The following is a 16,756-nucleotide window of genomic DNA, read 5'->3' on the forward strand; positions in this document are numbered from 1 at the left end:
CCGAAGTCGGAGAAACACACGCCAGAGACAAGGCCGACGTAACCGGTGCCGATAATGGCAATCTTCATCGCAACAATCCTCAGAAAAACAATAATAATGAGCATGATGTACCGCCATGAAGGCACAACTCAAAGCAGATTCGCCTTGCTTGGCCCTCCTACGGCATCATCAGGGGAGGAAGTGGTGCCAGACAGGCAAGCACCAGCCGTATGGCTGAATCGGTCAATGCCGCTTCAGCCGTGAGTAGATCGGTTTCACCACGGCCCATTCCAGGTCGGCCAGACGCGGGTGACGTGCCTTGAGCAGGCGGCGCCGGTGGAGGGCCCGTGTCGCAAGATCCGGCTGCACCCCCTGCGGCAGGGGCATGCCGAAGAGCTCGTGCAGCATGAGCATCTGCAGATCGAAAGCGAGGCGGAAACCGCGGTCCCGGCGCAGCCAAAGCAACCAGGGCCAGTCGAGCGCCCCGCCGTCGTTGCAGATCTGCGCACGGAGCGGCAGCAGGTACCGCAGGCTGATCCCGCCGCGCGCGAGCCCGGTATGATGCAGCATGTCATGGCTGATGTTGATCAACAGGCGCATGGACGCATCGGGAACGTAGAACCGCAGCCCGTCGCGGCTGCGCAGCTCGCGCCTACTCTGCCAATCGCCCTCGGATAGGAACCGCCCGATGTCGGACTGCAGACCGGCGTGCAGGTCGAGCGTGCCGACGTAGCCCTCCTTCCAGAAGCTGCCGGGCGAATGCGCGTATTCGCTGTCTTCGATCCGCTCGAACCCGGCCTCGGCGAAGAGTTGCTGCGCGCGGGTGATCTCGTCGGGTTCGACCAGCAGATCAACGTCAATCATCAACCGGTAGAACCGCGCGGGGTCGTCCTGGAGGGCCATCTCGCTCGCCCCCTTGATCAGGGTCGGCACGATGCCGGCGGCGTTCAGCAGGCCCGTGCACTCCGCAACCATGGCCCAGAGATTTCCATTCCGACGACAATTGAGGGAATCGAGCTCTCCGAGATAGGCCATGGCCTCGGGTTCGGCGGCCGGGACATCTTCCTGCCGCAGGCTTTGGAACAGGGCGGGGGTGACAAACTCGTCATTCGCCGTCCCGATCAGCCCCGGCCAATCCGGGACATGACCAAGGTCGCCGCAGAGCGCACGACCGAGATATTCCAGCGGGGAAGACGCTGCGACGCCTGCTTTCATGTTCCTGTCCCAATGCCGTTAAAAATGGGCGAAACGCGATCAATAAAAAGAACGCAAGAAATTAAAAAGAAATTATAAAAATCATTTACCAACAATCATTTTCAACAGAAATTCGAAGTACTCCACACCTCCGTCGCGGTTCGTTCAACCCTTTTCGCAGAAGCGGGACACCTCGATGAGCGCCCGCGGCAAATCAGAATAGGTCAGGCGCCCGTAGCGCGCGCCATGCAGGCAGCCGGCCATGGCCTCGAAGACCTCGGGCGACATCGTCTCGTCGCCGGACCAGGCGGCGCCGAGAAGCGCCGAGAAGGTATCCGCAAGCGACAGTTCCGAGACCGAGGCAGGGCCCTCCTGTTGCCGGTCGAGCTTCAGCACCCAGCCGACGTCCTTCCAGCCCGCCTCGCCCGAGAGACCAAGATAGCGCACATGCAGCGCATCCGGGCGCAAGTGCTGCCCGGCGCCTTCGATCTCGGCGCGGCGGTGGTCGAGCAGCGACCACGAGCCTTCCTTCAGCGTCACCGGGAACGGCAGGGCCGAGACCTCGCCGCTGTGCGAGAGCAGCACGATGTCGTCGCTCAGCAGGGCAAACCCGGCGCTCTCGAGCGCCGTCGCGAGCGTGCTCTTGCCCGCGCCGGCGTCGCCCAGCAGCAGCAGGCATCGCCCGCCCCGACCGAGCAGTGCGGCGTGCAGCATGATGTAGTGCGTATGATCGAAGACGACCTCGGTCATCTTGATCTTGAGCAAGGGCACGGCCTCGGGCGGCGCCACCCAGTCCATGTCCCCGTCGCGGTGCGCGATCCCGATCCGGTCACCCTCTCGCTGCACCACGAGGTGCGCGTCTCCCCGGTGGGGCGACACGGCAAGATGGGCAAAGCAGGGCATCAGCTCGGCGCGCAGGGCCTCATCCTCGAAGGCCACGACCACATGCACGCTGGCCAGATCGAGAGTTTCGAAACAGCCGACCCGCGCCGGACCGCTTGTCGTCGAAAGCGGCTCGAGGGCACCGATCTGCATCAGGTCCAGAAGAATGCCGCCACCTGTTTCGGCAGCGGCATCCGATGTCACGGACGCAACGCCAAGTTCAAACCCTGCCCAAGCCTCGGCCACCGGGGGAGTTGCCGAAAACAGAAGTTCCTTCTCTGGGACCAAGAGAAGATGCTGGCAGTTCACTTGCGCCAGCGTGACCCCTGCTGCGGGGAGGACAAAAAGGTTTTCACTCAACGAATTACGTCTTCTCAAAATGAAGAAAATCAGGAAGCCAGGTAATACAAGCGTCCGGCTGGCTTAGTTCACGCCGTACTTCTTCTTCATTTTGTACTTGCGGCCGGGCTTGCAGTTCACGCCGCCCGAGCGGAAGATGCCACCGGCATTCGCCTGCATCGAGGTCGACAGGAGCGCGGTCACTGCCAGCGGGGTCACCGCTGCGTATTTCCCGGCCTTGCCAAGCAGTTCACGACGGCCGGGAGACTCGAGAGAGTCCCCCAGAGGGGTCTTGTCAGTCATTTTGAAAACTCCTTTTTCCAATGATTCGAACTATAGCGCAGCACATTCACTGTGCCAATTATCTTTAAGGCTGCATTAACCTAGACTTCACACACACTTTATTGTGCGCCGACGTGCGCACTGTATGACCACCAAGGATCGCCGCAGCGAAACCGTTTTATCGCAAGGACGTAGCCCGCTGTTACAGCCCATTGAAACGGGTGAGGCGCGGCCCACCACACCGGCGGGGATGCCCAATCGGTAGGCAAATCGCTGTTTTCCAATCTGGCAACAATTCGCGGATGGTCGCCCTGCCTGTCGCGCCCTACCCCCGACCGGTCCCGGAGTCGGGCGTGCGCGCCAACTGGCTCGCTCGAATCAACCTTTTCGTGCACTCTTGGCACTCTGCGAGGGGCCATTAGCGCCTCGCGATCTCATCGGGCACGCTCACAAGGCAAGTCGCCGCGTGAATGGGCCAGGACCGGCGGCGGACTGAGCAAAGCCGGCCTCGAGGAAGAAAGCGCTTGCGTTGTGCGCAGGCTGCCCACAAGACAATAGATATTGATTTCTTGAATTTATTTTTTGGTAGGAGTTCATTGATGCGCACGGCCTTGGTCACTGGCTCTTCAGGCTTTATCGGGTACCATCTGTGTCAACGACTGCTGCACGACGGGTTTCGCGTCGTAGGGGTCGACAATCTTTCCGACTATTATGACGTGGAACTGAAACGTCGCAGGCAGGCCATGCTGCAGAAGCATGCCGGTTTCACGGTTCTCAACAGCGCCATCGAGACCAAGGGCCTGCTTGACGAGGTCTTTGCGCGCGAGCGGCCCGACGTCGTCGTGCATCTCGCCGCGCAAGCGGGGGTGCGCCACTCGCTGGAGGATCCGCGCAGCTATCTTGAAAGCAACATGATGGGCACCTTCGAGCTGCTCGAAGCGGCGCGCTCTTTCCCGCCGGGCCACATGCTGCTGGCCTCGACATCCTCGGTCTATGGCGCCAACAAGGAGATGCCCTACACCGAAACCGAGCGCACCGATCACCAGATGTCTTTCTACGCGGCCACCAAGAAGGCCACCGAATGCATGGCCCACAGCTATGCGCATCTTTACGATCTGCCGGTCACCATGTTCCGCTTCTTCACTGTCTACGGCCCCTGGGGCCGCCCGGACATGGCGCTCTTCAAGTTCACCAAGGCGATCCTCAGCGGCACGCCGATCGACGTCTACAACCACGGGCGGATGATGCGCGACTTCACCTATGTCACCGACCTCGTGCAGGGAATCCGGCTGCTGATCGACGTTGTGCCGGCCCGGCCCGTCGAGGGTGTCGTCCCCGCGGGAGACTCGCTGTCCCCGGTCGCGCCCTGGCGGGTGATCAATATCGGCAATTCGCAGGCCGTGCCGCTCGGCGAGTTCATCGCCGCCATCGAGCGGGCCACCGGCCTCGCGGCGCAGCGCAACCCCATGTGCATGCAGCCCGGCGACGTGCCGGCCACCTGGGCCGATGCCTCGCTGCTGCACAAGCTGACCGGCTACCGCCCCGACACCGACCTTGCCAAGGGAGTGCAGGCCTTTGTCGACTGGTACCGCGACTATTACGGCACCAACGACTGGTCGCGGGCCTCGCTCGCCTCGGGCGATTTGCGGCGCATCTCCTGACCGCCGCCCCGAACCTGTGCCGGGCGCACTACGGCGCCCGCGCCGCCTGTTTTCCAGTCGCGAGCGTCAGCGCAGCACATGCACCGCGCAATGGGCATGGCGCACGACCACCGCCGCGGTCGATCCAAGGAGGTAGTCGCTCATCGCCGGCTGATGCGAGGCGATGATGATCAGGTCGCAGCCGTTTTCCTCGCCATATTCGAGGATCGACCGCCCGGAATGCCCCTCGATGACCATGCCCTTTGCCCCGGGCACCTTCGCCGCCATGTCGGCGAGCTCCTTCTCCAGCGCGGCACGCGACTGCGCGAGGTAATCCGGCGGCAGGTAGGTGATCGCATAGCCCGGGATATGCTCCAGGACGTGAAGCAGGGTGATCTTCGCGCCGGGCTCGGCGAGCGCCTTGGCGACCTCGAGCGATTTCAGCGCCTTCGAGTCGCTATCGAATGCGATCGGCACCAGAATGTTCTTGTACATGAAAGTCCTCCTTTCCTGACCTGACGGCATCATGGGCTCTGCGAAGGTATAGCGCCTTGATACAAATCATCCTGCACGCCCCAAGATGCCAACACATTTCGGGCACAATTGCGCGCTACCCCTTGGGACGGGCCGCAGAACGCGCCGCCCTCCCCCGACAGCCCCCTCCGGGCCCATGGGAGGCCCCGGGTATCCCGGCAGACCTGCAAGAACGGTCACCCCCGCCCCCAAGAGAATGGATTTGCCGCCGGGCCCGCGCCCGCGGTTCATAGGAGGAGCCTGCCCATGCGCTACCTGATCGCTGAAACCACCTGGAAGATGATGAGCCTCGGCCACGCCCTGGCGCAGACCGGCACGCTGCTGACCCGCTGCGAAGCCGCCGAGGACATCGAGGAATTCCACCGTATCGGCGCGCATGACCTCCTGGTGATCGAGGCCGCCGTGCTGCGCAGCCAGACCACGCTGACCCGCCTGCGCGAACTGAGCCCCGAGGTGCCGATCGCGGTCATCTCGCGCGATGCGGACGGCGCGCAGATCGCCGCCTGGCTGATGGCAGGGGCCGACACCGTGCTGCCCTCCGAGGCGTCTCCCGAAGAAATCCTTGCCCGCCTCGGCGCGGTCGCCCGCCGCGCGCACGGCGTCTCGCTGCCGGTCAGCGACTGCGGCCCGCTGCGCTTCGATCTCGAGAAACGTCGGGTGCATTTCGGCGCCACCACCCTCTCGCTCTCGCCCAAGCTCTACGAGATCCTCGAGTTCCTCGCCCTGCGCCCCGGTCGTCTCGCCACGCGCGAGACGCTGATGAGCCACGTCTACGGCTTCGAGAACGAGCCCGCGCCGCGGGTCTTCGACGTCTACATGTGCAACCTGCGCGCCCATCTCGCCCCGGTCGAGGCAGCGCTCTCCATCGAGACCGTGCGCGGCGAGGGCTACCGACTGCAGGTCACCGAGCGCCGCGGCACCGCGCGCACCATGGCCGCCTGAGCGCCCGCCACACGGGGTGTCGCGGTCAGTAGACCGCCGCCACCTCGTAGAGCACCGGCTCGAAACTGCGGCACAGATCGTTGAACCGGCGGTTCCAGGCGCGCATCTCGGAACTGCGCAGCATGGCAAGGAAATCCTCGCGGCGCTCCCATTGCGAGTAGTTGGCGATCCGGGTCTGCGCGTCGTTCACGTGCAGGCCCGCCCCGACGAACCCCGGCTGCTTCGAGATGAAGGCGTCATAGGCCTCTTCCAGCGCCTCGAGCAGGTCCTGGCAGGTGCCCGGGCTGGTCTCGAAGGTGGTGACGACCGTCTGGGCGGAGCTGGGATGGGTGATGGTGGGCATGGGATCCTCCTCCTGTGCCCCGTGCAGTCTGCCAGAAATCCCCGCGCCGCCAAAGCCTTCCCTTCGGCGCGCGGCGAGCTCATCACACCTTGCGGAAACACGCCGGTCGTCCAAGAAAAGGGGGCGCAATCGCGCGGCGGACCTGCTAGGGTCCGCACAAAACACGGATCACCCGGAACAGGCACGGACAGACCGGAACAGGCATGAGCAGTCCCCGTATCGACGAGACGCTGCGCGAGCAGCTGCTCTCTCGCCCCGACATGATTCTCGATGACCGCGACCTGATGCAGGCGCTCATCGCGTCGAACGAACGCGCCATGGGCTCCAACATCGTGGACCTGCGCGGCATCGCCATGGAGCGGCTGGAGTCGCGCCTCGACCGGCTCGAGGACACCCACCGCAGCGTCATCGCCGCAGCCTACGAGAACCTTGCCGGCACCAACCAGATCCACCGCGCCATCCTGCGGATGCTCGACCCGGTGGCCTTCGAGCCCTTCCTGCGCGATCTCAACGGCGAGGTCGCCGCGATCCTGCGGGTCGATGTCATGCGGCTGGTGCTGGAAACCGGCCACCCCGACGACACACGCGCCGTCAGCAAGCTCGGCGACGTGCTGTCGCTGGCCGAGCCGGGTTTCGTCTCGAGCTACCTCACCGAGCGCACCGACGCGCCGCTGCGGCAGGTCACCCTGCGCCAGCTCGGCGCTGGCGACACCCGCATCTTCGGCCCGCGCGCCGACCTAATCCGCTCCGAGGCCTGCCTGAAGCTCGACTTCGGCCCGCGTCGCCTTCCTGGCCTGCTGGTCATGGGCTCCGAGGATCCGCAGATGTTCACGCCGCAGCAGGGCACCGATCTTCTTGCCTTCTTCGGCGGGGTCTTCGAGCGCACCATGCGGCGCTGGCTGTCGTGAGCCTCGCGCTCACCCCAGCCGCGCGCGACGCGCTGCAGACCTGGCTGGATCACGCCCGCGCGCTGAAGAACGCCTCGGAGAACACCATCACCGCCTATCGCGGCGACGTGGCCGAGTTCATCGCCTTCCAGACGATGCACCACGCCGAGCCGCAGGGCCTGAAGCCACTGGCGCGGGTGACCACACCGGACATGCGCGCCTTCCTCGCACACCTGCACGGCAATGGCTGCGCCGCCCGCTCGATGGCGCGCAAGCTCTCGGCGGTGAAGAGCTTCTACCGCTGGCTCGCCGAGCGCGAGGGCTTCGAGCCCACCGCTGTGCTCTCGGCCCGCGCCCCGAAGTTCCAGAAGAAGTTGCCCCGTCCGCTCACCGAAGACGCCGCCCGCGCGATGATCGACACCGTCGAGATGCAATCGCGCGAAAGCTGGGTCGGGGCGCGCGACGCGGCGGTTGTCACCCTGCTTTACGGCTGCGGGCTGCGCATCTCCGAGGCACTGGGGCTGACCGGCGCCGACTGGCCCTTCGGCGAGTCCCTGCGGATCATCGGCAAGGGGGGCAAGGAGCGCATCGTGCCGATCATCCCCGTCACCCGACGCGCGGTCGAGACCTACCTGCGGCTCAGCCCCTTCGAGATGACCCCCGACAGCCCGCTCTTCCGCGGCGCCCGCGGCGGCAAGCTCAACGCCCGGCTGATCCAGGCGGTGACCGAAAAGGCCCGCATGCAGCTCGGCTTGCCCGCCAGCGCCACGCCCCACGCCATGCGCCACAGCTTCGCGACGCATTTGCTGTCGGCCGGGGGCGACCTGCGCGCCATCCAGGAGCTTCTGGGCCACGCCTCGCTCTCGACCACCCAAGCCTATACTTCCGTCGACAGCGTGCACCTGATGAAGGTCTACGAGGCCACCCACCCCAAGGCGGGCTGAGCTTGCCCTGCTGCGCCCAAGGGCGCAGAACGGCAGCATGACTGGACCTGATACATCATTCGAGTCGCCCTTCTGGGCCCAAGGCGCGCTGGTCGCCGGGGTCGACGAGGTGGGCCGCGGGCCGCTTGCCGGGCCGGTGGTCGCCGCCGCGGTGATCCTCGACCCCGCGTCGATCCCGGTGGGGCTCAACGACTCCAAGAAACTCACCCTCAAGCGCCGCGAGGCGCTGGAGCCGATCATCCGCGCGCAGGCGCAGGTCGGGCTTGGCGTGGCCTCGGTCGAAGAGATCGACGAGATCAACATCCTGCAGGCCACCTACCTCGCGATGCGCCGTGCCGTCGCGGCACTGCCCGTCGTTCCCGCGCACCTGCTGATCGACGGCAATCGCCTGCCGACCGATCTGCCCTGCCCCGCGACGGCTGTGGTTAAGGGTGATGGCAAGTCTGTGAGTATCTCGGCTGCGTCGATCGTCGCGAAGATCTGGCGCGACGATTTGATGCGGGACTTGGCGCAACAGTATCCCCATTACGGCTGGGAAACTAACGCAGGGTACGGCTCCAAAAGACACATGGATGGCCTCCGAGATTTCGGTGTGACCCCACACCATAGAAGATCCTTCGCACCCATACACAATATCTTGTATCAAGACGCAAACGTAAGGTCCTGTTTTAAAAAAACAAATTGACCCCGATTCGCTGTTCCCTCATTTTATCCCCAATCCAAGAGCGCAAAAATGCGCCGGGGCAGAGGCAGAGAATGACAGCAATGACGAAAACCAAGGGCGCAACCGCGCTCCCACTCAACACGATTCTTTCCGGCGATTGCATCGAGCAGATGAATGCGCTGCCGGAGGCGTCGGTTGACCTGATCTTCGCGGATCCCCCCTACAACCTTCAACTGAAGGGGGATCTCCACCGCCCGGACAACTCCCGTGTCGACGCCGTCGACGACCATTGGGACCAGTTCGACAGCTTTGCCGCCTACGACCGCTTCACCCGCGACTGGCTGAAGGCCGCCAAGCGCCTTCTGAAGCCGAACGGCGCGCTCTGGGTGATCGGCTCCTACCACAACATCTTCCGCGTCGGCGCGGCGCTGCAGGACGCGGGCTACTGGATCCTCAACGACGTGGTGTGGCGCAAGTCGAACCCGATGCCGAACTTCCGCGGCAAGCGCTTCACCAACGCCCATGAGACGATGATCTGGGCCTCGAAGAGCGAGGGCGCCAAGTACACCTTCAACTACGAGGCGCTGAAGGCGCTGAACGAAGGCGTGCAGATGCGCTCTGACTGGGTGCTGCCGATCTGCAACGGCGGCGAGCGGCTCAAGGACGCCAACGGCGACAAGGCCCACCCGACGCAGAAACCCGCCTCGCTGCTGCATCGCGTGCTGGTCGGCTCGACCAACCCGGGCGACGTGGTGCTCGACCCGTTCTTCGGCACCGGCACCACCGGCGCCGTCGCCAAGATGCTCGGCCGCGACTTCATCGGCATCGAGCGCGAAGCGGCCTATCGCGAAGTTGCCGAGAAGCGCATCGCCTCGATCCGTCCCTTCGACCGCTCGTCGCTGGAAGTCACCCGCGCCAAGCGTGCCGAACCCCGCGTGCCCTTCGGCCAGGTGGTCGAGCGCGGCATGCTGAACCCCGGCGAGATGCTGGTGTCCTCCTCGGGCAAGAGCGCCAAGGTGCGCGCCGATGGCACGCTGATCGGCGACGAGGTCAAGGGCTCGATCCATCAGGTCGGCGCCCAGCTCGAAGGCGCCCCCTCGTGCAACGGCTGGACCTACTGGCACTTCAAGCGCGAGGGCAAGCTTGTCCCGATCGACGTGCTGCGCCAGCAGATCCGCGACGAGATGGCCGACCGCCCGAACTGAGTTTCAGGAACAAGAACGGTTTCACGACCGCCGGTGCCTGCTTCGGCAGGCACGAACTTGCCCCGCCAGCGCCTTCGCGCGGCGGGGCTTTTTCTTTGTGGGATAAATGTGCGGCCGAGCCGGAGGCCGTCAGCGCCGCCCGGCCATCTTGCGCAGCGTGCCGTCGCGCCAGAGGCTCTCGTGCACGCCCACCATGGCGATATGGCCAAGGACCAGAACAGCCAGCACCCAACCCAGCTCGCCATGCAGCAGCCCGGCAAGGCTTGTCGCCCAGCTCACCTCAACCTCGCGCGGGGCGAAGACCTCGAAGCCGAAGGGCGCAAAGCCGCGCGTGCCGCCCCAGGCGCGCAGCAGCGCCAGCGTGGGGATGGCGATCATCAGCGCGTAGAGCAGCGCGTGGCCGGCCTTCGCGGCCCTGGCGACCATCCCGGTGCCATGCGCGGGACGTCGCTTGCGGCTCGCCAGCGCCCAGAGCGCGCGGATCACCACCAGCCAGAAGATGACAAACCCCACCGGCTGATGCGTGCCGACGAAGAAGCCGACGAAGTCGTTGCGCCCGAAGATCAGCTTCAGCCCCATTCCAAGGAACTGCCACAGGATCAGCACTGCCATTGCCCAGTGCAGCAGCCGTGACACCGCGCCGTAGCGCTCTGAACTATCTAGAACCTGCATCGTAATCTCTCCTGAAAATCAGGGCTTCGAGAGCCCGTCGACCATGACCATGACGCGCCCTTCCGAGCAGCGCTCGACCCGCGCGTCGATGCCGTAGACCTCCGACAGGCTTCGCGGCGTCAGAACCTCTCCCGGCGCGCCCGAGGCGCTGAGCGCGCCGCCCTCGAGCAGCACCACCCGGTCGGCCCATTGCGCCGCCAGCGCCAGGTCGTGCAGCACCGCGATCACGATGCGCCCCTCGCGCGCCAGCTTGCGCGCCTCTGACAGAAGCTGGAACTGCCGCGCCAGGTCGAGCGCCGAGGTCGGCTCGTCGAGTAGAAGGAGCCTCGGGTCGCGGATCATCGCCTGCGCGAGACCAACCGCCTGCCGCTGCCCGCCCGAGAGCGCCGCCATCGGGCGCAGCGCCAGATCCGCCAGCCCGAAGCGCGCCAGCACCTCCAGCGCATGACGCCCCGCCGCCGGCCCGCGCAGCGCCCGCCCGGCCAGCCCGCCACCGGCGTTCATCGCCACCATCAGGCTGTCGAGCACGGTCAATGCCGAGCGGCTCTCGAGGCTCTGCGGCATGAAGCCCACCAGCCTGGCCTGTTCGGCGCGCGGCAGGGCATGCAGCGCCTGCCCGTCCAGCGTGATGCTTCCGGTTGACGGCAGCAGGCCCGCGATGGCCCGCAGCAGCGTCGACTTTCCCGCCGCATTCGGCCCGGCGATCACCGCGAATTCGCCCATGGCAAAGAGCGGCAGGCTCAGCCCGTCGATGACCTTGCGCGGCCCGCGCGCGACGGTCAGATCGCGAATATCGAGGCTCATCTTGCCTCCCTCCGCAGCACGAGGGCAAAGAACACCGGCAGGCCGACCAGTGACGTCACGATGCCCACAGGCAGCAAGATGCCCGGCACCAGCAGCTTCGAGGCGACCGAGGCCAGCGACATCAAGAGCGCCCCGGTGAACAGGCTCGCAGGCAGAAGGAAGCGGTGATCCTCGCCCACCACCATGCGCGCGATATGCGGCCCCGCGAGGCCGACGAAGCCGATCACGCCCACCATGGACACCGAGGCCGCGGCCAGCAGGCTCACCCGCACCAGCGTCCAGCGCCGCAGGTGGGCCACGTCGAGCCCGAAGCCCTGCGCCTGATCGCTGCCGAGCCGCAGCGCCGTCAGCCGCCACGACGCCGCCAGCGAGAACGGCAGGCAGGCGGCGAGCACCAGCGCCAATACCGCGATGCCCTCCCAGCGGGCGTTGACGAGGCTTCCCATGGTCCAGAACACCAGCTGCTGCAGCGCATCCGGCGAGGCGACGAATTGCACCAGCGCCAGCAACGCCGCTGCGGTGAAGTTGACCGCGATGCCGAGCAGGATCACCACCTCCGAGCCGCCACCGCGCAGGGCCGAGGCCAGCTGCAACAGCCCCAGCGCCAGAAGCGCGAAGAGGAAGGCGTTGGCCGAGACCGCCCAAAGCGCCGGGATGCCGGGGATCGCGAGGCCAAGCACGATCGCCACCCCCGCGCCAAGCGCCGCCGAGGCCGAGATGCCCAGCGTGAAGGGCTCGGCCAGCGGGTTGTCGAGCACGGTCTGCATCTCGGCCCCCGAGAGCGAAAGCGCAGCACCGACCAAGAGCGCCATTACCGCCACCGGCAGGCGCACCTGCCAGACGATCACCTCGGCGGCCTTGGGCACCTCTCCTGCCCCGGTCAGCGCGCCAAGCACCTGCCCGAGCGGCAGGCCGGACGGCCCCGACACCAGATCGAGCAGCACCGAGGCGAGCGCCCCCAGCCCCAGCAGGAGCACAAGCAGCACCCGGCGCTGGCTGCGCCGGATCTGCTCGGCAAGGATCGCCTCGACGGCGCTCATTCGGCGGGGGTCCAGTAGCTGCCGGTCATCTCGACCGGCGAGAAGCGGTCCTCGAACTCGGCCATGGTGGCCATCGGGTCGAGGTCCGGGAAAAGGTCCGGGTGGAAGCGCTTGGCCAGCGCCTCGATCAGCGCGATATGCGCGGGGAAATCGTTGAAGAGGTGCCAGATGCCGATCGCCCGCCCTTCCCGCACCGACCGCAGGTCGGCGAAGCCGGGCGTATCGAGAAGGTCGGCAAAGCTCTGCGCTGCCACGTCGTCGTCGATCCCCGCCCCCAGCACCAGCCCGCCGCGCGCCTTCATATGCGCTCCACCGGTGGCCAGATAGACATCCGGGTCCGAGGCCAGCAGGTTCTCCAACCCGACGTTGCCCATCACCCCCGGCACGCTGTCGCGGCCGATGTTGTAGCCACCCGCGGCCTCGACGAACTCGTCGAAAACGCCCGGCCCCACGGTGGCGCAGCAATTGCTCGGCGCCGCGTGCACGTGGATGAAGACCCGCGGCGGCGCGGGCTGGGCGGCCTTCAGCTTGAGGCGAATGTTGTCGAGGTGATCCCGGTAGAAACCCGCGAATTCCTCGGCCTTCGCCTCGGCACCGGTGAGCTGCCCGATCAGCCGCAGGCTCGGCAGGGTGTTCTCCAGCGGCGCAGTGAAGAAGTCGACAAAGGCAACCGGGATGCCCGCCGCCTCGAGCTGGCGCAGCGGCATCTCCATCTGCGGATCGCGCGCATCCATCAGGCTCAGCAGCACGAGGTCGGGCATCAGCGCGATGGTGCTCTCGACCGAGAGCAGCCGGTTGCCCGCCCCCACCGGCGCCACATCGGCGAGCGCCGGGAATTTCGCCAGATAGGCCTCAAAAGTGGCTGGATCGAGCCCCTTGTCCTGCCGCCAACCCGCCAGCAGCGAGACCGGATCGTCATGCAGCATGCCCAGCACCGCGAGATGCCGCCCCTCCCCCAGCACGATGCGCCGCGCCGGCTGCTCAAGCACCACCTCGCGCCCGGACAGGTCGGTCACGCGGATCTCGGCCCGGGCGGACCCGGCGCCGATCAGCAGCAGCGCCAGGACCAGGGACAGGCCCACCGAAAGCCAGCTGGCGGGAAGAATGCGCGGATGCCTGAGACGCGGCGTCATGGGAGTCCTTTCTTCGGCACGATCGGCCATTGCAGCCGGCGCCAAGGGAAATTACTTGAGTGGTATTGTCAACTAATAAGCCCGAGAGCGGATGTCATGTGCAAAACTGCCCCGCAGCCCCCGTTGCCGCCGCATCGCGGACGCGACGCGACGCTGGAAATTCTGGCAACGCCAGTCTCTTCGCACGTGCTGAGCAACCGCGTCCTGCCACGCGAGGCCTGCGGTCCCGACGATCCCGATGTGCCCGCAACGCGGCTCTTCCTCGCGGTCCCCAAGGCGTCCGCGCCAGAAGGCGGATGGCCGATCCTCTACCTGCTCGACGGCAACGCGGCCTTCGATTTCCTGACGCCCGCGCTGCTCGAGGAGGCGCCGGGTTTGATCATCGCCGGGATCGGCTATGACACCGACAAGCAGTTCGCCCGCGCCCATCGCATCTTCGACTACTCGCCCCCCGTGGCCCCCGGTGCCGCGCCGCGGCCCGACCCGCATCACCCCGAACGCCTCGCGGGCGGGGCCGAGGCCTATCTCGCCCGGCTGACCGGCAGCATGCGCACCGAAGTCGAGCGCGGCCTGCCGGTCGATCCCGCGCGGCGCACGCTCTGGGGCCACAGCTTCGGCGGACTCTTCACGCTCTTCGCCGCGCTGACCCGCCCCGAGTGCTTCGCCCGGTTCGCCTCCATCAGCCCGTCGGTCTGGTGGGACGAGGCGCTGGTCGCCCGGCTGGTCTCGCAGCGAAACATCGCCGCGGGCGCGCCCCGGCCGCTGCACTTCGGCATGGGTAACAGGGAAAAGCGCACCGGCAGCGCAGGTCCGCAGCCCGAGGGACCGCCGCAGCCCACCCTGCGGATGATCGAGCAACTGCAGGGCGCGCCCGCCGGGCTGGAGATCTCGGCGCAGGTCTACCCGGGCGCGGTGCATATCGCCTCGCTGCCCGCCTCGCTGCCCGGGACGCTGGCGCTGGCGGCACGGTAACATGACGGCCTGAGCCGCCGCTCAGGCCGTCTCCCGCTGCAGCGCCTCGGCCCGCTCCATGCGCACCGAGAACTCCGGCCCGAGCGCCTCGGCAGCCACCTGCGAAACCATCTCGGGGTGCAGCAGCGGCAGATCGAGCCCCTCGACCCGCCCCGCATGGCCGTCCCAGAGCGCCGCGCGCAGGTCGCGCCCGGCGTGGTCGCGCGCCGCGCGGACATGGGTGAGCGTGCCGCCGTAGCGCCGGTGCTCGTGGCCCCGGATCAGCCGGTTGGTGCCGGTGACCAATTGCACCACCGCGTCGAGCACCGCGTCGGGCAGGCTGCCGAGCGGCGTGCCGCCCTGCTTGAGGAAGGCCACCACCGAAGCGCGGCTGTCGAGCTCGGGGTGGCTGTCCGGGTCGTGCCCGGCGATGGCCAGCAGGGCGCGCAGCGCCTCGGCGTCCGAGAGTTCCGGCTCGGCCCGCCAGCACTCGGCAGGGTAGCTGTCGAGCATGGCGACAAGGCCCGGCGCGCGGCCGCGCGCGGCCAGCTCCACCGCGATCTCCTGCGCGAGGATGCCGCCCACCGACCATCCGGCGAGGTGGATCATCCCCTGCGGCGCCTGCGCCTCGATCCGGTCGGCGTAATCCGCGGCGAGCGTGCGCAGGCTGCCCGGCAGCGGCTCGCCGGTCAGCAGCGGCGATTGCACGGCGAAGACCGGGCGCGGCGCGCTCAGTGCCCGCGCCAGCCGCCGGTAGCCCCAGCCGAGCCCACCCGCCGGATGCAGGATGAAGAGCGGTGCGCCCTCCCCTTCGGCCAGCGGCAGCAGCGGCGCGAGGCCGGCGCGCGCCGTATCGGCCATCTCGAGCGCGCGAGCGAGCTGCGCAAGGCCGGGGGTTTCGAAGATCTGCCCCAGCCCCGGATCCTGCCCGAAGATGGCCTCGATGCGGAAGCTGAGGGTGAGCGCCGTCAGGCTGTCGCCGCCAAGGTCGAAGAAATCCGCTTCGCGGCCCGGGGTCTGCGGCAGGTGCAGCACCTCGCGGTAGAGCGCCGCCAGACGTTCCTCGACCGGGCCGACCGCCGACGTGCCTTTGGGCATCTCGAGCACCGGCGCGGGCAGCGCCTTGCGATCGAGCTTGCCCGAGCTGGTCATCGGCCAGCTCTCCAGCGCGACCACCGCCGCGGGCACCATGTGCGAGGGCAGCGCGGTCGCGAGCTCGGCCATCAGCGGGGCGCTGTCAAATCCCGGCCCGGTCAGCACATAGGCCACGAGGCGCGGGTCCGCGCCGCCATCGGTGCGGGCGAGGACGACGGCATCGCGCACCAGCCCGGTTGCCTTGATCGCACCCTCGATCTCGCCCGGCTCGATCCGCATGCCGCGGATCTTCACCTGATGATCGGCCCGACCCGCATAGACCACCGCGCCGTCGGGGCGCAGGTAGGCCACGTCGCCGGTCGCATAGAGCCGCTCTCCGGGGCGGAAAGGATCGGCAATGAAGCGCTCCTCTGTCAGGTCCGGCCGCCCGAGATACCCGCGCGCCAGTTGCACCCCGCCAAGGTAGAGCTGCCCGTGCACCCCCGGCGGCACCGGGCGCATGCGGGCGTCGAGCACCATCACCCGGGTGTTCCAGACCGGCAGCCCGATGGGCAGCGGCAGGCTGTCGTCCTCGGGGGCTGCGTCCCAATAGGTTACGTCCACCGCCGCCTCGGTCGGGCCGTAGAGATTGTGCAACTGGGCCTTCACCCGCGCGTGGAAGCGGCTGCGGTGCTCGGCGGTCAGCGCCTCGCCCGAGCAGAAGACGCGGGTGAGCGAAAGCCCCTCGGAGGCCGGGGCCTCGAGAAAGGCCGAGAGCATCGAGGGTACGAAATGCATCGTGGTGATGCCCCGGCTCCGCACCAGCCGCGCGATCGCCGTGGGGTCGCGATGCGCGCCCGGCTCTGCAAAGACCAGCGTGGCACCGCAGAGGTAGGGCAGGAACAGCTCCCAGACCGAGACGTCGAAGGTGGTTGGCGTCTTCTGCAGGATACGGTCCATGGTACCGATACCATAGAATTCGCGCATCCACAGCAGCCGGTTGACGATGGCGCGATGCTCGATCATCACCCCCTTGGGTTCGCCGGTAGAGCCGGAGGTGAAGAGGATATAGGCCAGATCGTCCGGCGTGGTGCCGGGCTCGGGCGCGTCTCCGGTCTCGGGCCAATCGCCGGGCGCGAAGGGCGTCATGCCCCCCGCGTCGAGATCCGCCTCCGCCAGCAGCGCGACCGCGCCGGTGCGTTCGAGCAGCGCGGCAAGGCGGGCGGGCGGGTTCTCGGGGTCGAGCG

General features: G+C 67.2%; 17 protein-coding genes. 7 read left to right on the plus strand and 10 right to left on the minus strand.

Translation table 11 applies throughout. The features are described 5' to 3' along the window. Nucleotides 1-222: 222 nt before the first annotated feature. The 3 genes from CLG85_RS25325 to CLG85_RS25335 all read right to left on the minus strand — a co-directional run bounded on the left by CLG85_RS25325 (nt 223) and on the right by CLG85_RS25335 (nt 2,697). Nucleotides 223-1,194, minus strand: a complete 972-nt coding sequence (locus tag CLG85_RS25325) for a nucleotidyltransferase family protein (protein ID WP_095880412.1) — start codon at nt 1,192-1,194, stop codon at nt 223-225. Between the two features lie 144 nt (nt 1,195-1,338). Further along, a complete protein-coding gene (locus CLG85_RS25330; RefSeq protein WP_141244391.1) occupies nt 1,339-2,259 on the minus strand; it encodes a hypothetical protein in 921 nt (306 codons plus the stop codon). 219 nt (nt 2,260-2,478) lie between these two features. Beyond that, nucleotides 2,479-2,697 carry a hypothetical protein gene (locus CLG85_RS25335; protein ID WP_095880414.1) on the minus strand — a complete coding sequence of 73 codons (219 nt, stop codon included), beginning with the start codon at nt 2,695-2,697 and terminating at the stop codon, nt 2,479-2,481. A 578-nt stretch (nt 2,698-3,275) separates the two neighbouring features. Between CLG85_RS25335 and CLG85_RS25340 the strand changes: the two genes are divergently transcribed. Further along, a complete protein-coding gene (locus CLG85_RS25340; protein ID WP_260350236.1) occupies nt 3,276-4,337 on the plus strand; it encodes an NAD-dependent epimerase/dehydratase family protein in 1,062 nt (353 codons plus the stop codon). 66 nt (nt 4,338-4,403) lie between these two features. On the opposite strand, the gene CLG85_RS25345 is transcribed toward CLG85_RS25340, so the two are convergent. Continuing rightward, a complete protein-coding gene (locus CLG85_RS25345) occupies nt 4,404-4,811 on the minus strand; it encodes a universal stress protein (protein WP_095883753.1) in 408 nt (135 codons plus the stop codon). A 285-nt stretch (nt 4,812-5,096) separates the two neighbouring features. Between CLG85_RS25345 and CLG85_RS25350 the strand changes: the two genes are divergently transcribed. After that, complete coding sequence (locus CLG85_RS25350; RefSeq protein WP_095883754.1) at nt 5,097-5,792, plus strand: winged helix family transcriptional regulator; 696 nt, start codon at nt 5,097-5,099, stop codon at nt 5,790-5,792. 25 nt (nt 5,793-5,817) lie between these two features. Here the strand turns inward: CLG85_RS25350 and CLG85_RS25355 are convergent, their stop codons facing one another. Further along, entirely contained in the window at nt 5,818-6,135 is a 318-nt protein-coding gene (locus tag CLG85_RS25355) for an antibiotic biosynthesis monooxygenase family protein (RefSeq protein WP_095883755.1), read from the minus strand. A 203-nt stretch (nt 6,136-6,338) separates the two neighbouring features. Here CLG85_RS25355 and CLG85_RS25360 point away from each other — a divergent pair, with 203 nt between their 5' ends. From CLG85_RS25360 to CLG85_RS25375, 4 genes are all read left to right on the plus strand, one after another. Then, a complete protein-coding gene (locus CLG85_RS25360) occupies nt 6,339-7,043 on the plus strand; it encodes a DUF484 family protein (RefSeq protein ID WP_095883756.1) in 705 nt (234 codons plus the stop codon). Continuing rightward, nucleotides 7,040-7,966: a tyrosine recombinase XerC gene (locus tag CLG85_RS25365; protein ID WP_095883757.1), complete on the plus strand. Its 927-nt coding sequence runs from the start codon at nt 7,040-7,042 to the stop codon at nt 7,964-7,966. The genes CLG85_RS25360 and CLG85_RS25365 overlap by 4 nt, the downstream gene beginning before the upstream one ends. 37 nt (nt 7,967-8,003) lie before the next feature. Further along, nucleotides 8,004-8,651: a ribonuclease HII gene (gene rnhB / locus CLG85_RS25370; RefSeq protein WP_095883758.1), complete on the plus strand. Its 648-nt coding sequence runs from the start codon at nt 8,004-8,006 to the stop codon at nt 8,649-8,651. Between the two features lie 71 nt (nt 8,652-8,722). Then, nucleotides 8,723-9,835: a site-specific DNA-methyltransferase gene (locus tag CLG85_RS25375; protein ID WP_095883759.1), complete on the plus strand. Its 1,113-nt coding sequence runs from the start codon at nt 8,723-8,725 to the stop codon at nt 9,833-9,835. A gap of 129 nt (nt 9,836-9,964) precedes the next feature. Here CLG85_RS25375 and CLG85_RS25380 read toward each other — a convergent pair whose 3' ends face one another. Genes CLG85_RS25380 through CLG85_RS25395 form a run of 4 tightly spaced genes read right to left on the minus strand, consistent with a single transcriptional unit; the run spans nt 9,965 to nt 13,484 of the window. Further along, entirely contained in the window at nt 9,965-10,507 is a 543-nt protein-coding gene (locus CLG85_RS25380; protein ID WP_095883760.1) for a cytochrome b, read from the minus strand. Nucleotides 10,508-10,525: 18 nt separating this feature from the next. Further along, on the minus strand, nt 10,526-11,311 hold the full coding sequence (locus CLG85_RS25385) for an ABC transporter ATP-binding protein (protein ID WP_260350237.1): 786 nt from the start codon (nt 11,309-11,311) through the stop codon (nt 10,526-10,528). Then, nucleotides 11,308-12,351 carry a FecCD family ABC transporter permease gene (locus tag CLG85_RS25390; protein ID WP_095884345.1) on the minus strand — a complete coding sequence of 348 codons (1,044 nt, stop codon included), beginning with the start codon at nt 12,349-12,351 and terminating at the stop codon, nt 11,308-11,310. Before CLG85_RS25390 ends, CLG85_RS25385 begins: the two co-directional genes overlap by 4 nt. Then, complete coding sequence (locus CLG85_RS25395; protein WP_095884344.1) at nt 12,348-13,484, minus strand: ABC transporter substrate-binding protein; 1,137 nt, start codon at nt 13,482-13,484, stop codon at nt 12,348-12,350. Before CLG85_RS25395 ends, CLG85_RS25390 begins: the two co-directional genes overlap by 4 nt. A 96-nt stretch (nt 13,485-13,580) precedes the next feature. Between CLG85_RS25395 and CLG85_RS25400 the strand changes: the two genes are divergently transcribed. Further along, nucleotides 13,581-14,456: an alpha/beta hydrolase gene (locus CLG85_RS25400; RefSeq protein ID WP_260350238.1), complete on the plus strand. Its 876-nt coding sequence runs from the start codon at nt 13,581-13,583 to the stop codon at nt 14,454-14,456. A gap of 21 nt (nt 14,457-14,477) precedes the next feature. Here the strand turns inward: CLG85_RS25400 and CLG85_RS25405 are convergent. After that, nucleotides 14,478-16,756, minus strand: a 2,279-nt coding sequence (locus tag CLG85_RS25405; protein WP_260350239.1) for an amino acid adenylation domain-containing protein, incomplete at its 5' end; no start/stop codon positions are given.

The sequence above is a fragment of the Alloyangia mangrovi genome (genome assembly GCF_002300555.2).
Taxonomy (GTDB): domain Bacteria; phylum Pseudomonadota; class Alphaproteobacteria; order Rhodobacterales; family Rhodobacteraceae; genus Salipiger; species Salipiger mangrovi.

Coding starts and splice junctions, on each gene's coding strand:
- CLG85_RS25325 (WP_095880412.1), bottom strand. CDS start 1,194: ATGAAAGCAGGCGTCGCAGCGTCTTCCCCGCTGGAATATCTCGGTCGT.
- CLG85_RS25335 (WP_095880414.1), bottom strand. CDS start 2,697: ATGACTGACAAGACCCCTCTGGGGGACTCTCTCGAGTCTCCCGGCCGT.
- CLG85_RS25340 (WP_260350236.1), top strand. CDS start 3,276: ATGCGCACGGCCTTGGTCACTGGCTCTTCAGGCTTTATCGGGTACCAT.
- CLG85_RS25345 (WP_095883753.1), bottom strand. CDS start 4,811: ATGTACAAGAACATTCTGGTGCCGATCGCATTCGATAGCGACTCGAAG.
- CLG85_RS25350 (WP_095883754.1), top strand. CDS start 5,097: ATGCGCTACCTGATCGCTGAAACCACCTGGAAGATGATGAGCCTCGGC.
- CLG85_RS25355 (WP_095883755.1), bottom strand. CDS start 6,135: ATGCCCACCATCACCCATCCCAGCTCCGCCCAGACGGTCGTCACCACC.
- CLG85_RS25360 (WP_095883756.1), top strand. CDS start 6,339: ATGAGCAGTCCCCGTATCGACGAGACGCTGCGCGAGCAGCTGCTCTCT.
- rnhB (WP_095883758.1), top strand. CDS start 8,004: ATGACTGGACCTGATACATCATTCGAGTCGCCCTTCTGGGCCCAAGGC.
- CLG85_RS25375 (WP_095883759.1), top strand. CDS start 8,723: ATGACAGCAATGACGAAAACCAAGGGCGCAACCGCGCTCCCACTCAAC.
- CLG85_RS25380 (WP_095883760.1), bottom strand. CDS start 10,507: ATGCAGGTTCTAGATAGTTCAGAGCGCTACGGCGCGGTGTCACGGCTG.
- CLG85_RS25385 (WP_260350237.1), bottom strand. CDS start 11,311: ATGAGCCTCGATATTCGCGATCTGACCGTCGCGCGCGGGCCGCGCAAG.
- CLG85_RS25390 (WP_095884345.1), bottom strand. CDS start 12,351: ATGAGCGCCGTCGAGGCGATCCTTGCCGAGCAGATCCGGCGCAGCCAG.
- CLG85_RS25395 (WP_095884344.1), bottom strand. CDS start 13,484: ATGACGCCGCGTCTCAGGCATCCGCGCATTCTTCCCGCCAGCTGGCTT.
- CLG85_RS25400 (WP_260350238.1), top strand. CDS start 13,581: ATGTGCAAAACTGCCCCGCAGCCCCCGTTGCCGCCGCATCGCGGACGC.